Origin of the sequence: Kribbella pratensis (genome assembly GCF_004366075.1) — a bacterium.
Taxonomy (GTDB): Bacteria; Actinomycetota; Actinomycetes; order Propionibacteriales; family Kribbellaceae; genus Kribbella; species Kribbella pratensis.
The window spans coordinates 269,273-281,976 of the sequence record NZ_SODU01000001.1 but is presented as its reverse complement, the minus strand read 5'-3'; the positions used below and the strand labels follow the sequence as shown (position 1 = coordinate 281,976).

14 protein-coding genes are annotated in these 12,704 nt (G+C 68.2%); 5 read left to right on the top strand and 9 right to left on the bottom strand.

The annotated features are described in order from the left end of the window. Nucleotides 1–40 precede the first annotated feature (40 nt). Nucleotides 41–721, bottom strand: a complete 681-nt coding sequence (locus EV137_RS41835) for a CGNR zinc finger domain-containing protein (RefSeq protein WP_134125918.1) — start codon at nt 719–721, stop codon at nt 41–43. A gap of 48 nt (nt 722–769) precedes the next feature. Here EV137_RS41835 and EV137_RS01325 point away from each other — a divergent pair, with 48 nt between their 5' ends. From EV137_RS01325 to EV137_RS01315, 3 genes are read left to right on the top strand one after another with little or no spacing between them, the layout of a single operon-like run. Next, on the top strand, nt 770–1,978 hold the full coding sequence (locus EV137_RS01325; protein ID WP_134125916.1) for an MFS transporter: 1,209 nt from the start codon (nt 770–772) through the stop codon (nt 1,976–1,978). Then, nucleotides 1,947–2,696 (top strand): fructosamine kinase family protein, encoded by a 750-nt coding sequence (locus EV137_RS01320; protein ID WP_134125914.1) that lies wholly within the window; start codon nt 1,947–1,949, stop codon nt 2,694–2,696. Before EV137_RS01325 ends, EV137_RS01320 begins: the two co-directional genes overlap by 32 nt. Nucleotides 2,697–2,738: 42 nt before the next feature. Beyond that, nucleotides 2,739–4,193: a beta-N-acetylhexosaminidase gene (locus EV137_RS01315; RefSeq protein ID WP_134125912.1), complete on the top strand. Its 1,455-nt coding sequence runs from the start codon at nt 2,739–2,741 to the stop codon at nt 4,191–4,193. Here the strand turns inward: EV137_RS01315 and EV137_RS01310 are convergent. Next, nucleotides 4,190–4,456, bottom strand: a complete 267-nt coding sequence (locus EV137_RS01310) for a protealysin inhibitor emfourin (protein ID WP_134125910.1) — start codon at nt 4,454–4,456, stop codon at nt 4,190–4,192. The genes EV137_RS01315 and EV137_RS01310 overlap by 4 nt on opposite strands. Before the next feature lie 434 nt (nt 4,457–4,890). Between EV137_RS01310 and EV137_RS01305 the strand changes: the two genes are divergently transcribed. Then, on the top strand, nt 4,891–5,100 hold the full coding sequence (locus EV137_RS01305; RefSeq protein WP_130385526.1) for a cold-shock protein: 210 nt from the start codon (nt 4,891–4,893) through the stop codon (nt 5,098–5,100). Between the two features lie 72 nt (nt 5,101–5,172). On the opposite strand, the gene EV137_RS01300 is transcribed toward EV137_RS01305, so the two are convergent. Then, on the bottom strand, nt 5,173–6,027 hold the full coding sequence (locus EV137_RS01300; RefSeq protein ID WP_134125908.1) for an LLM class flavin-dependent oxidoreductase: 855 nt from the start codon (nt 6,025–6,027) through the stop codon (nt 5,173–5,175). Nucleotides 6,028–6,155: 128 nt separating this feature from the next. Here EV137_RS01300 and EV137_RS01295 point away from each other — a divergent pair, with 128 nt between their 5' ends. Beyond that, complete coding sequence (locus tag EV137_RS01295) at nt 6,156–7,919, top strand: BCCT family transporter (protein ID WP_134125906.1); 1,764 nt, start codon at nt 6,156–6,158, stop codon at nt 7,917–7,919. Here EV137_RS01295 and EV137_RS01290 read toward each other — a convergent pair. The 6 genes from EV137_RS01290 to gap form a co-directional block, all read right to left on the bottom strand. Beyond that, nucleotides 7,916–8,896 carry an SMP-30/gluconolactonase/LRE family protein gene (locus tag EV137_RS01290; RefSeq protein WP_134125904.1) on the bottom strand — a complete coding sequence of 327 codons (981 nt, stop codon included), beginning with the start codon at nt 8,894–8,896 and terminating at the stop codon, nt 7,916–7,918. The two genes, EV137_RS01295 and EV137_RS01290, sit on opposite strands and share 4 nt — an antisense overlap. A 93-nt stretch (nt 8,897–8,989) precedes the next feature. Beyond that, nucleotides 8,990–9,349, bottom strand: coding sequence for an RNA polymerase-binding protein RbpA (locus tag EV137_RS01285; RefSeq protein ID WP_134125902.1), 360 nt, complete (start codon nt 9,347–9,349; stop codon nt 8,990–8,992). 15 nt (nt 9,350–9,364) lie between these two features. Beyond that, entirely contained in the window at nt 9,365–9,598 is a 234-nt protein-coding gene (gene secG / locus EV137_RS01280) for a preprotein translocase subunit SecG (protein WP_130385521.1), read from the bottom strand. Beyond that, nucleotides 9,595–10,410, bottom strand: coding sequence for a triose-phosphate isomerase (gene tpiA / locus EV137_RS01275; RefSeq protein ID WP_134125900.1), 816 nt, complete (start codon nt 10,408–10,410; stop codon nt 9,595–9,597). The genes secG and tpiA overlap by 4 nt, the downstream gene beginning before the upstream one ends. A 1-nt stretch (nt 10,411) precedes the next feature. After that, a complete protein-coding gene (locus EV137_RS01270) occupies nt 10,412–11,605 on the bottom strand; it encodes a phosphoglycerate kinase (protein WP_134125898.1) in 1,194 nt (397 codons plus the stop codon). 80 nt (nt 11,606–11,685) lie between these two features. Beyond that, on the bottom strand, nt 11,686–12,693 hold the full coding sequence (gene gap / locus EV137_RS01265) for a type I glyceraldehyde-3-phosphate dehydrogenase (RefSeq protein WP_134004774.1): 1,008 nt from the start codon (nt 12,691–12,693) through the stop codon (nt 11,686–11,688). Nucleotides 12,694–12,704: the final 11 nt, after the last annotated feature.

Genomic DNA, 12,704 nt, shown 5'->3' with positions numbered 1-12,704 from the left:
GGCCACTGAGCCGGTCGCTGACAGTGAAGGTTCGAGCGCGCTACCCCTCAAATCGCTGTACGCCGGTAGCACGTCGGCGCTCGCCGAGTTTGCGGATCTTCGCCCGCGTCCCGCAGTCCTCCATCGCGCACCACCGCCGCGAACCGTTCCGGCTGCGGTCGAGGAACAGCCAGCCGCAGCCTCCGTCCGCGACCGGGCAGGCCCGCAACTGACGCAGCTCGACGCCCCGCACCAGCTCGACCGCGGCCACCACCAGCCGATCCGGGATCAACTGCGCCGGCGACGTCCCGACCACCAGCTCCGCGATCCCGCGGTCCCGGCCCGGATCCGGGATCAGCATCGACCGCGCGGCGGCCGCCGACCAGCGCAGCATCAACCGCTCGAACGCAGAGCCCTCGCTGCGCTTGACGCCGTCGCCCGCAACCGCAGCACCGGTCGCCCGCGGCGCGAACACGTCGTACGCCGCCTCGCGAATCTCCAGTGTCGCGTTGAGGGCCTTCGCGGCCAGCTCCGGCGCCGAGCGCCAGGTGCCTTCGACGGCGCTGTAGTCCCGCAGATCGATCAGTCCGATCCGGTGGGCCCAGGCGATCAGCTCGGACGGCGAGGTGAGGTAATCCCGCTCCGGGTCGCCGCCCCGCAGCCGTGGGGTGACCGTGTTCACCAGGTCGAGAACGGGATGTCCGCCCACGATGCGGTATTCCGCGTGAGAACTGTCGGTCATGGATGAGATGCTACCACTGTCCGAATCTTTACTGGAATCAGGTGACTCATGCCTCTCTCGTCCCGCCGAGCAATCGCCGCACTGGTGTTCCTCGGCGTTTCGACCTTCTCGTTCGTGACGGTCGAGGTGCTTCCGATCGGTCTGCTGACCGTGATCGCCGACGACCTCGAGCGATCGCGCTCCCAGGTCGGCCTCCTCGTCACCGGGTACGCCGCGGTCGTTGTACTCGCGTCGATCCCCCTGGCCCGACTCACCCACCACCTGCCCCGTCGCGTCGTGCTGACCGGCACCCTCGGGGTCCTGACCGCCGCCACGGCGCTCTCGGCGGCCGCTCCGTCGTACGAGACGCTGTTCGCCGCGCGACTGCTGATCGCACTCTCACAGGCGCTGTTCTGGTCGATCGCCCCGCCGATCGCGACCAGTCTGTTCCCGCCGGAGTTTCGCGGCCGGGTGGTCGCGCGGCTCGCGATCGGTACCGCGCTGGCGCCGATTCTCGGCATCCCGGTCGGCACCTGGCTCGGCGAGCAGGCCGGCTGGCGGGTGCCGTTCGTGGTGATGACAGTGCTCGGAGCGGCCGCCAGCGTCGGGATCGCCGTCCTGCTGCCGCGCACCGAGGTGCAGGACAGTCCGTCCCGGCGGGGCAGCTCCCCCGACCTGCGGCGGTACGTCGTCCTGCTGGTCGCGTCCGCTGTCGGCGTGACCGGATTCCTGACGTTCAACACGTACATCACGCCGTTCTTGCTGGACATCTCCGGGGTCTCGTCCGAGGTGCTCGGTCCGATGCTGCTGGCCAGCGGTGCGGGCGGACTGGCCGGCACGGTGATCGTCGGACGCGTCCTGGATCGGTACCCGTGGGGCGCGACCGTCCTGCCTCTCGGTCTCATCACGATCGGCCTGCTGGGGCTGTACGCGCTGGGACAGGTGCAAGTCGTGACGGTCGCGCTGATCGCAGTGATCGGTCTGGCGTTCAGCGGGCTCGCAGTCGCCGTACAGAGCCGGACGCTGCAGATCGCCCCGGGCAGCACCGACATCGCGTCTGCCGGGACCAGTTCGGCGTTCAACGTCGGCATCGCCGCCGGAGCGTTCGTGGGCGGCGCACTGATCGACACCACTACTGTACGAGCGGTAGCACTCGTCGGCGGCTTGCTGGCCGCGGCCGCAACTCTCGTCATGCTCAGCGAGCCCCTGCTGGTTCGACAGCGACGGACCGTGCCAGAGTGCCGGGATGACCACGCCGTTTGTGAAGAGCCGGTCTGACGCACCCGCGGGCTTCTTCGAGGTCGAGGCGGCCGGTCTGCGCTGGCTGGCGGTTCCTGGCGGAGTGCCGGTCGCTGAGCCGCTCCAGGTCTCCCCCACTCAGCTGGCGACGACCAGGTTGGACACGTCTGCGCCGACCGAGTCCGCGGCCGAGGAATTCGGGCAGCGGTTGGCTGTCACGCATGACGCCGGCGCCCGCTACTTCGGCGTACCGCCCGACGGGTGGAGTGGCGACGGCTACATCGGCACCGTCCCGTTGCCGCACGCAGTGGAGCCCGTGCGGTCGTGGGGCGAGTTCTACGCGAACCTGCGGCTACGGCCGTACCTGCGGGCCGCCCACGACCAGGGCATCCACCTGGACCTCATCGAGCGCGTCTGCACTCGCCTGGAGGCAGGTGCGTACGACGACCCGTCCGACGAGCCGTGCCGGATCCACGGCGACCTGTGGTCCGGCAACGTGCTCTGGACGCCGGACGGCGTACACCTGATCGATCCGGCTGCTCACGGCGGTCACCGAGAGACGGACCTCGCCATGCTCGCGCTCTTCGGGCTACCGCGGCTGGACCGCGTACTGCGTGCGTACGACGAGGCGCACCCGCTGCGAGACGGATGGCGAGAGCGGATCGAGCTGCACCAGCTGCACCCGTTGCTGGTGCATGTCGTGCTGTTCGGCGGCAGCTATGTGGCGCGGGCGATCGAGTCGGCCAAGCGGTATTGAAGCCTCTTGACGTAATGCCGGGAGCCGCGAACACTTTCGATCATGATTCCGCAGCCCACGGCGCAGCAGGCACTCCCCGACGAGACCTTCACGCTGCAGCCCGACGCCACCATCGGCATCGCCGACTCCTCCGCCCAACCGATCGCGGACCGGTTCGCCGCTCAGCTCCGCCGGTCGACCGGTTTCGAGCTGCCTGTCCAGGAAGGCACCGGCACGATCACGCTGTCCACCGACGGCGCAGAGTCGCTGGGTGCTGAGGGCTACGAGCTCCGCGCAGACGCGTCCGGGGTGACCGTCACTGCGGCGACCACCGAGGGCCTGTTCCGCGGCGTCACCACACTCCGGCAGCTCCTCCCCGCCAAGGCCGAGGCCAACAGCGAGCAAGAGGGTCCGTGGGAGATCGCCGGTACGACGATCTCCGACTTCCCGCGGTACGGGTACCGCGGCGTGATGCTCGACGTGTCGCGGCACTTCTTCACCCTCGACCAGGTGAAGCACTTCATCGACCTGGTGTCGCTCTACAAGATCAACCGGCTGCACCTGCACCTCTCGGACGACCAGGGCTGGCGGATCCAAGTGGACTCCTGGCCGCGCCTCACGGAGTACGGCGGCAGTCTGCAGGTCGGCGGCGGCACCGGCGGCTACTACACGAAGACGGAGTACGCCGAGCTCGTCCAGTACGCCGCGGAGCACTACATCACCGTCGTACCGGAGATCGACACCCCAGGACACACCAATGCGGCTCTGGCGTCGTACCCCGAGCTGAACAAGGGTGACCAGGCGCCGGAGCTCTATACGGAGACCGAGGTCGGGTTCAGCTCGTTCGCCATCGACAAGGACGTGACGTACGAGTTCCTCGACGACGTGTTCCGGGAGGTGGCCGAGCAGACGCCCGGTGAGCTCCTGCACCTCGGTGGCGACGAGGCCCACTCGACCCCGCACTCGGAGTACCTCGCCTTCGTACCCCAAGCCGCCGAGCTGGTCGTCAAGCACGGCAAGCGGGTGATGGGATGGCACGAGATCGCCGACGGGTCGCTGCCTGCCGGCACTGTCGTGCAGTACTGGGGCACCGAGGACCCCAAGGCTCAGGTGCTGGCGCAGAAGGCAGTGGAGCAGGGGGCGACTCTGGTGCTGTCCCCCGCCAACCGGGCGTACCTGGACATGAAGTACCACGAGGAGACGCCGCTCGGTCTGCAGTGGGCCGGATTGGTCAGCGTCGAGCAGTCCTACAGCTGGAACCCGGCCACGCTGGTCCCGAACGTGCCTGCGAGTGCGATCGACGGCGTCGAGGCGCCGCTGTGGACAGAGACGCTCGACGATCTGGAGAAGGTCGAGTTCATGACGTTCCCGCGGCTGCCGGGCATCGCCGAGCTCGGATGGTCGCAGGAGTCCGCGCTCGACTGGACGACGTACCGCGACCGGCTGGCCGAGCAGGGGCCGCGCTGGGAGGTGCTCGGCGTCAACTTCTACCGGTCACCGGAGATCGACTGGCGCTAGCTCAGGATGCGGTCCAATAGCCAGGCTGTGGTCGCGTCCATGTCCTGCTCTGCGACCGTGTGGTGCGTGATGTCGGCGGCGTCACGTACCTCCAGCCGGTATACGTACCGGTCCGGCTGCGGCCGGCCGGTGCCCAGGTCCTTTGCACCCAACTCCCGGACTGCGGCCTCCAGCCGGTCGGCGTCCGGCTGGTCGCTGGTGTCGAGTTCGGCCTGCTTGGTCAGGCCGGCGAAACCACCGCTCCGGGTCACGCTGACGATCATCGTTGCCTCCTCGCTGTTCCTGGCGCGTTGCCTGTCGCGCAACTGTCCACAGCGGCGCGACACGCCGGGGACTCCGATCAGAATCATGCGCCCATCACCCGGCGTACCGGGCCATTGTCCTTCGTTGCCAACGTCCCGTCCCGACCTGCGGCTGCGAAACAGCAGGTCGCGCGGGATTTCCGCTTCTGGACCGGCCCTGTGCTGCCCAGATTCGGGCGTGCACGGAGGGTAGCGAGTCGCGACAATCAGCGACACGTGTTTGTGGTCACCTCTACCATCAGGCCGCAGAACGGCTACAGTTATGGCGTTGCAGTTTTGGACTCCCTGACTTTTGCTGTGCTGCATGGCCGGTCTGTCGTCTGGGGCCTTTCGGCGACGCGCGGCTCATGAGGTGTGGGTCGCGGATTGTTAATAGCCATCGAGGAGATAGACAAATGGCTGTCGGTACTGTCAAGTGGTTCAATGCTGACAAGGGCTTCGGCTTCATCACCCCGGATGACGGTGGCGCGGACGTGTTCGCGCACTACTCCGCCATCCAGATGTCGGGCTTCCGTTCGCTGGACGAGAACCAGCGCGTGGAGTTCGAGATCACCCAGGGCCAGAAGGGTCTGCAGGCGGAGAACATCCGCGCGATCGGTTCCTGATCGCCCTTCCAGCACACTGACGAGAGGGTCGCACACCACCAGGTGTGCGGCCCTTTCGCCGCATTACCGCGCTCAGCGCAATCGCGGTACGACGTCGCTCGCGATCTGCTCGAGGACGGTTTCGGAGCCGGCGTACACGCCCTCGGTGCGGGGCCAGTGGGTGATGACATCGGTGAAGCCGAGAGCGGCGGCGCGGCCGACGGCGTCCTCGAAGGCGGACGGGCTGGAGAGCGCGTAGACCTTGGAGTCGAGGGACAGGTACCGGTCCAGGTGGCGGCCTTCGAGGAGGTCGTCGAGGCGGTGGCTGAGGTCGGCGACCGACGCCCACCAGCTGTCGAGGTCGTCCCCCGCTCCCCCGGTCGTCATCCAGCCGTCGCCGTGCCGGGCGGCGAACTTGAGCGAGCGCGGCCCGTTGCCGGCCAGGATGAACGGGACACGTGGTTGCTGGACGCAACCAGGCAGCGTCCGGCCGTTGCGCGTCTCGAAGTACTCGCCCTTGAAGTCGACGCCGTCCGTGGTGAGCAGGGTGTCGAGGAGCTGCACGAACTCCTGATAGCGGTCCTGCTTCTGCCGTGGCGTCAGGTCGGGCCCGCCCTGGATCGTCGCGTCCAGGCTGCCGCCGGCCCCGATCCCGCACAGGAACCGGCCGTCCGACACGTCGTCGATCGCGAGGATGTCGCGGGTCAGCGCCAGCGGGTGCCGGAAGTTCGGCGAGGTGACGAACGTGCCGAGCTTGATCGCCGACGTGGCGAGTGCGGCCGCCGTCAGTGTCGGCGTCGTCCCGTACCACGGTGAGTCCTGGAGGCCGCTCCAGGTCAGGTGGTCGTACGTCCACGCATGGTCGAAGCCGTACTCGTCGGCTCGCCGCCACCGCGGCGCGGCGTCGCGCCAGCGGTACTCCGGCAGAATCGCGATCCCGAAACGCATGACCGCACCCTACCGAGTGTGGCCGAAAGCACGATTGTTGCGTTTTGCCACGATCTTCGACACGGTCGTAAGGCACTTTTCCCGACACAACAGAACGGAGGCGCGCCTAAGCGAGGCGTGACTTACCTGTGGCGATCGATATCGACAACCAGGCAGACACCCAAGACCCCGCACCCCATCCCGCCATCGCAACACCCCCAGCACCCGGCAGCCGAAGTCGCGGCTCCGGACTCGACCGCGTCACCTTCGGTGTCACCGCGGTCATCGCCCTGGCCTTCGTCGCCTGGGGCATCGCCGACGCCGCCGGTCTCGGTACGGCGTCCACCTCGGCCCTCGGATGGGTCGAGGAGAACACCGGCTGGCTGTTCGTCCTGCTGGCCTCCGGTTTCGTCGTCTACGTGATCTGGCTCGCCGCCGGACGGTACGGGCGGATCCCGCTCGGCCGGGACGACGAGGAACCCGAGTTCAGGACCGTGTCCTGGGTGGCGATGATGTTCAGCGCCGGCATGGGCATCGGGCTGATGTTCTTCGGCGTCAGCGAGCCGCTCTCGCACTTCACCAGTCCCCCGCCCGGCACCGTCCAGGGCGGGTCGCCGGAGGCCCTCGAGACCGCGATGGCGACCACGTTGTTCCACTGGACCCTGCACCCGTGGGCGATCTACGCCGTCGTCGGCATCGCGATCGCGTACGGCACGTTCCGGCGCGGGCGGTCGCAGCTGATCAGCGCGGCGTTCGCTCCGCTGCTGGGACGCCGTACCGAAGGACCGATCGGCAAGGTGATCGACGGGCTGGCGATCTTCGCGACCCTGTTCGGGTCGGCCGCGTCACTCGGGCTCGGCGCGCTGCAGATCGGTTCCGGTGTCCGGATCCTCGGCTGGCTGGACAACACCGGGAACGCCGTCATGGTCGGCGTGATCGCCGTACTCACCGCGGCCTTCGTCGCCTCGGCGGTCTCCGGCGTCGCGAAGGGCATCCAGTGGCTCTCGAACATCAACATGGTGCTGGCCGTCGTTCTCGCGGTCTTCGTGTTCGTGGTCGGTCCGACCGTGCTGATCCTGAACCTGGTGCCGACCGCGATCGGCGACTACTTCCGCGACCTGGCCGACATGGCCGCGCGGACCGAGGCCAGCGGCGGCGACGCGATGGCCACCTGGCTGTCCGGCTGGACCGTCTTCTACTGGGCCTGGTGGATCTCGTGGACGCCGTTCGTCGGCATGTTCATCGCGCGGATCAGCCGCGGCCGCACGATCCGGCAGTTCGTCACCGGCGTCCTGCTGGTGCCGTCGCTGGTCAGTGTGCTGTGGTTCTGCATCTTCGGCGGTACGGCGATCGACATCCAGCGTGGCGGTACCGACATCGCCGGCGCGTCGACGACCGAGGGTCAGCTGTTCGGCATGCTCGACCACATCCCGCTGGGCGCGGTCACGACGGTCATCGTCGTCCTGCTGGTCGCGATCTTCTTCGTGTCCGGTGCGGACGCCGCGTCGATCGTCATGGGCACGCTGTCCGAGCGTGGTGCGATCGAGCCGAAGAAACCGTTGGTGATCTTCTGGGGCGTGCTGACCGGTGCGGTGGCGGCGGTCATGCTGCTCGCCGGCGGAGGTGGCGCGGACGCCTTGCAAGGCCTGCAGAACCTCACGATCGTCGCGGCGTTGCCGTTCGCGGTCGTGATGGTCGGACTCGCGGTCGCGCTCGCCAAGGACCTGCGCACCGACCCCTTGATGTTGCGCAGCGAGATCGGCTCGGAGGCGGTCGAGGCTGCGGTCATCGAAGGAGTCAGCAACCACGGCGACGCCTTCTCGCTCGTCGTCGCCGGCAACGGCCACGACGCCGGCACCGAGGTCCCGGAGTCACCGCAGCCGCGGGGCGAGGTCCCGCCGCCTAAGCCCTAACGGGCCGGCGTCGGGAACGTGGCTAGGGAGCTCGTGCCGATGCTTCCTAGCCACACCTTCCCGTCGCGTTCGCGGACGCCGGTGGGCATGTGGAAGTTCGGGTGCTTGGCGCGCAGGTCGTGGATCAGTTCGCCGGTCTCGTCGTACGCCTGGATCTCGATGATGTCCGCGGCCTTCGGCTTCAGCGCGTCCGGCAGCGACCAGACGACCTTGCGGAGCACCGGGTGCTTGGGCAGCAGCAGGTCGAGTACGGCGTTGCGCGGCGACCCGACCGCGACCCAGATCAGGCCGTCAGAGCCACGCGCGATGTTGTCCGGCAGCCCCGGGATCGACGCGATCTGCACCGGCGCCGCGCCCTCGGTGGTGAGGTCGAGTTTGTAGAGCCCGTACATCGCGGTCTCGGCCCAGAAGAGGGTACGGCGATCGCTGCTGAGCGCCACGCCGTTCGGAAAGCCGCGACCGGTCGCCAGCCGGGTCACCTCGCCGTCGGGGGTACGGCGGTACACGCTGCCGGTCGTGGAGTGTTCGAGGAGATCGGCCATCCACTCGTCGATGCCGAACCGGGTCGACGAGTCGGTGAAGTAGATCGTGCCGTCCTCGGTGACGTCCGCGTTGTTGCAGAACCGCATCGGGCGGCCGTCGATCTCGGACAGCAGGGTGGTGATCCGATTGTTCTTGTCGAGGGTCAGCAGGCCGCGGTTCGCGTCGCAGATCAGCACCTTGCCGTCCGGCAGCCATTCCAGGCCGAGCGGCCGGCCGCCGGTGGCGGCGAGGGTGCTGATCGTCTTGCCGTCGGCGCTGACGCGCAGGATGCGGCCGTCGTACAGACCGGTGAGGACGCTGCCGTCGTCGTCGATCAGCGTGTCCTCGGGGCCGGCGCCGGGCAACCCGACGACCTCGACGTCGATGCCCTTGGGATGCCGCACCGGCGGTGCGGGCGGCGGGGTCCAGCGAACGGGCGCGATCGACGTCTTCATGCCGCCGACCCTAGCGCGCTGCGCCCACCCGACCACAGGGGGTACAAGTACGTCTGAGCCCGGACCAGGTCGGTCCGGGCTCAGACGTACTTGCTAGAAGATGACCTCGCCGCGGGCGCGGCGGGCGCGAAGCTTCTCGAGGGCTTCGTCGAGGATCTCCTGCGCCTCCTGCTCGGAGCGGCGCTCCTTCACATAGGCCAGGTGGGTCTTGTAGGGCTCGATCTTCGGCGGCGGGGGCGGGTTGTTCACATCGGTGCTGGTCGGCAGACCGCACCGTGGACAGTCCCACTCCTCCGGGATGGAGGCCTCGACCGCGAACCAGGTTGCGGTCTCGTGCCGGTTCGCACAGAAGAACACGATGCGCTGCCGGGGCGCGGTGTCGCCGCGCTCCGCCTCGCCCATCGGCCCGGCACCGACCCGGCTGCCACGAATCGCACTGCCACCACCAGCCACGCGAACCTACTCCCCTCAGCCGAGCTTGTAGAGCAGGCCGAGCGCGACGATGGCGGCGAACCAGATCAGACCGACGCCGATCGTGATCCGGTCCAGGTTCCGCTCGGCGACCGACGAGCCGCCGAGGCTGGACGACACACCGCCACCGAACAGGTCCGAGAGGCCGCCACCGCGGCCTTTGTGCAGCAGCACCAGCAGCGTCAGGAACAGGCTGCAGACGATCACGACGATCGAGAAAGCGAGAATCACGAGGAGTAGCCTAACTGAAGGTCCAGGTAACGGCAGATGCCGGCGAACTCGTCCACCTGAAGGCTCGCACCTCCGACCAGGCAGCCGTCGACATCCGGTTGGGCCATGATGCCACTTGCACTGGCCATCTTCACCGACCCACCGTAAAGAATCCGTACCGAGTCGGCGACCGAGGGTGAGATCGTCTCCTCGATCCGGCCCCGGATCGCGGCGATCACCTCCTGCGCGTCCTCCGGCGTGGCCACCTCTCCGGTGCCGATCGCCCAGACCGGCTCGTAGGCGATGACGACCTTGCGGACGTCGTCCTGCTTCAGTCCGGCCAGGCCGGCGTCGATCTGACCCAGGCAGTGCTCGACGTGACCGTCGGCCTTCCGGATCTCCAGGCCCTCGCCGACGCACATGATCGGGACCAGTCCGGCCTCGAGCGCCTTCGCGGTCTTGGCGTTGACGATCTCGTCGGTCTCGTTGTGGTACTGCCGGCGCTCGGAGTGCCCGGTCAGCACGTAGGTGCAGCCGAGCTTGGTGAGCATCGCCGCCGAGATCTCGCCGGTGTACGCGCCGGCGTCGCGCGTGGACACGTCCTGCGCGCCGTACTTGATCTTCATCCGGTCACCGTCGACCAGCGTCTGCACGCTGCGGATATCGGTGAACGGCGGCAGCACCGCCACCTCGACCCGCTCGAAGTCGTGCTTCTTGTCCTGCAGCGTCCAGCTCAGCTTCTGCAGCAGGTGCACGGCCTCGACGTGGTTCAGGTTCATCTTCCAGTTGCCCGCCATCAACGGCGTACGGGCAGCTGAGTTGTCGGTGGCCATCTCAGTCCTCTTCCAGTACCGCGAGACCCGGGAGCTCCTTGCCCTCCAGGTATTCGAGCGACGCGCCGCCACCGGTGGAGATGTGGCCGAACGCGTCGTCGGCGAAGCCTAGCTGCCGTACGGCGGCCGCGGAGTCACCGCCGCCTACGACACTCAGCCCGTCCACCTCGGTCAACGCCTGCGCGACGGCCTTGGTTCCGCCGGCGAACGCCGCCATCTCGAACACGCCCATCGGGCCGTTCCAGAAGACCGTCTTCGCCGCGGCGACCTCGGCGGCGAAGGCCTTGCCGGACTCCGGGCCGATGTCCAGACCGAGCTGGTCGGCCGGGATCGCGTCCGCGGCCACCACGGTGGCCGGCGAGTCGGCCTTGAACTCGGGCGCGACCACGATGTCGGTCGGCAGCACGATCTTGTCGCCGGCATCCTTCAGGTAGCCGCGGACGACGTCCAGCTGGTCGTCCTCGAGCAGGCTCTTGCCGACCTCGTGGCCCTGCGCCTTGAGGAACGTGAAGACCATGCCGCCGCCGATCAGCAGCTTGTCGGCCTTGGCGATCAGGTTGTCGATCACCGCGAGCTTGTCCGACACCTTGGCGCCGCCGAGCACGACGACGTACGGCCGGGCCGGGTCCTCGGTGAGCTTCTTCAGTACGTCGACCTCGGCGAGCACCAGGCCACCCGCGGCGTGCGGGAGCTTGCGCGCGACGTCGTACACACTGGCCTGCTTGCGGTGCACGACACCGAAGCCGTCGCTGACGAACACGTCGGCCAGCGCCGCGAGCTCATCGGCCAGCGCGCCCCGCTCGGCCTCGTCCTTGCTCTCCTCGCGCGGGTCGTAGCGCACGTTCTCCAGCAGCAGGACCTCGCCCTCGTCGAGATCCTGTACGGCGGTCTGCGCCGCGTCGCCGGTGACGTCGGAGGCGAACCGCACCGTGATGCCCTCGGGCTGCAGCAGCTCACCGAGCCGCTTGGCCACCGGGGCCAGCGTGTACTTCGGGTTCGGCTCGCCCTTGGGACGGCCGAGGTGCGCGGTCACGATCACCTTCGCGCCCGCCTTCGCCAGCTTCACCAGAGTCGGCAGCGACGCGCGGATCCGGCCGTCGTCGCCGATCACCTCGTCCTTGATCGGCACGTTCAGGTCGGACCGGACCAGCACCCGCTGCCCGGCCAGGTCGCCGAGGTCTTCGATGGTCTTCACAGTTCAGCTTCCTCGTGAGAACGAGCTTTGCGCCCGAAGAAGCACCAGGGCTGCCTTCGGACGCAAAGCTTGTGGGAATGTCAGAGCGACGCGCCGACGTGGTTCACCAGGTCGACGAGGCGGTTCGAGTAGCCCCACTCGTTGTCGTACCAGCCGACGACCTTCACCTGGTTGCCGATCACCTTGGTCAGGCCCGCGTCGAAGATGCAGGACGCCGGGTCGGTGACGATGTCGGTCGAGACGATCTCGTCCTCGGTGTAGGTCAGGTAGCCCTTCAGCGAACCCTCCGCCGCGGCGACCTTGTAGGCCTCCTTGACCTCGTCCACGGTGACCTCGCGGCCGACGGTGACGGTGAGGTCGGTCGCCGAGCCGGTCGGGACCGGGACGCGCAGCGCGTAGCCGTCCAGCTTGCCCTTGAGCTCCGGCAGCACCAGGCCGATCGCCTTCGCGGCGCCGGTGGAGGTCGGGACGATGTTCAGCGCGGCGGCGCGGGCGCGGCGCAGGTCCTTGTGCGGGCCGTCCTGCAGGTTCTGGTCCTGGGTGTACGCGTGGATCGTGGTCATCAGACCCTTCTCGATCGTGAACGCGTCGTTCAGAACCTTGGCCAGCGGGGCGATGCAGTTCGTGGTGCAGGACGCGTTCGAGATCACGGTGTGCTTCTCGGCGTCGTACAGGTCGTGGTTCACGCCCATCACCACGGTCAGGTCCTCGTTCTTCGCCGGGGCGGAGATGATGACCTTCTTGGCGCCGTTGTCGGCGTGCGTCTTGGCCTTGGTGGCGTCGGTGAAGAAGCCGGTGGACTCGATCACCACGTCGGCGCCGACGTCCGACCACTTCAGGTTGGCCGGGTCGCGCTCGGCGAACGCCTTGAAGCTCTTGCCGCCGACGGTGATGTCGTCCTCGGTGGCGGAGACCTCACCCGGGAACCGGCCCAGGATCGAGTCGTACTTCAGCAGGTGGGCGAGGGTCTGGTTGTCGGTCAGGTCGTTGACGGCGACGACCTCGATGTCGGCACCGGACGCCTGCACGGCGCGGAAGAAGTTACGGCCGATGCGGCCGAAGCCGTTGATACCTACGCGTACGGTCACGGGTCTGCGTC

Bases quoted from the DNA above. Each gene is read 5' to 3' on its own strand.
- EV137_RS01310 (WP_134125910.1), bottom strand. From the start codon at position 4,456: ATGATCGTCAGCGTGACCCGGAGCGGTGGTTTCGCCGGCCTGACCAAG.
- tpiA (WP_134125900.1), bottom strand. From the start codon at position 10,410: ATGGCCACCGACAACTCAGCTGCCCGTACGCCGTTGATGGCGGGCAAC.
- EV137_RS01325 (WP_134125916.1), top strand. From the start codon at position 770: ATGCCTCTCTCGTCCCGCCGAGCAATCGCCGCACTGGTGTTCCTCGGC.
- EV137_RS01300 (WP_134125908.1), bottom strand. From the start codon at position 6,027: ATGCGTTTCGGGATCGCGATTCTGCCGGAGTACCGCTGGCGCGACGCC.
- EV137_RS41835 (WP_134125918.1), bottom strand. From the start codon at position 721: ATGACCGACAGTTCTCACGCGGAATACCGCATCGTGGGCGGACATCCC.
- EV137_RS01315 (WP_134125912.1), top strand. From the start codon at position 2,739: ATGATTCCGCAGCCCACGGCGCAGCAGGCACTCCCCGACGAGACCTTC.
- EV137_RS01305 (WP_130385526.1), top strand. From the start codon at position 4,891: ATGGCTGTCGGTACTGTCAAGTGGTTCAATGCTGACAAGGGCTTCGGC.
- EV137_RS01320 (WP_134125914.1), top strand. From the start codon at position 1,947: ATGACCACGCCGTTTGTGAAGAGCCGGTCTGACGCACCCGCGGGCTTC.
- EV137_RS01290 (WP_134125904.1), bottom strand. From the start codon at position 8,896: ATGAAGACGTCGATCGCGCCCGTTCGCTGGACCCCGCCGCCCGCACCG.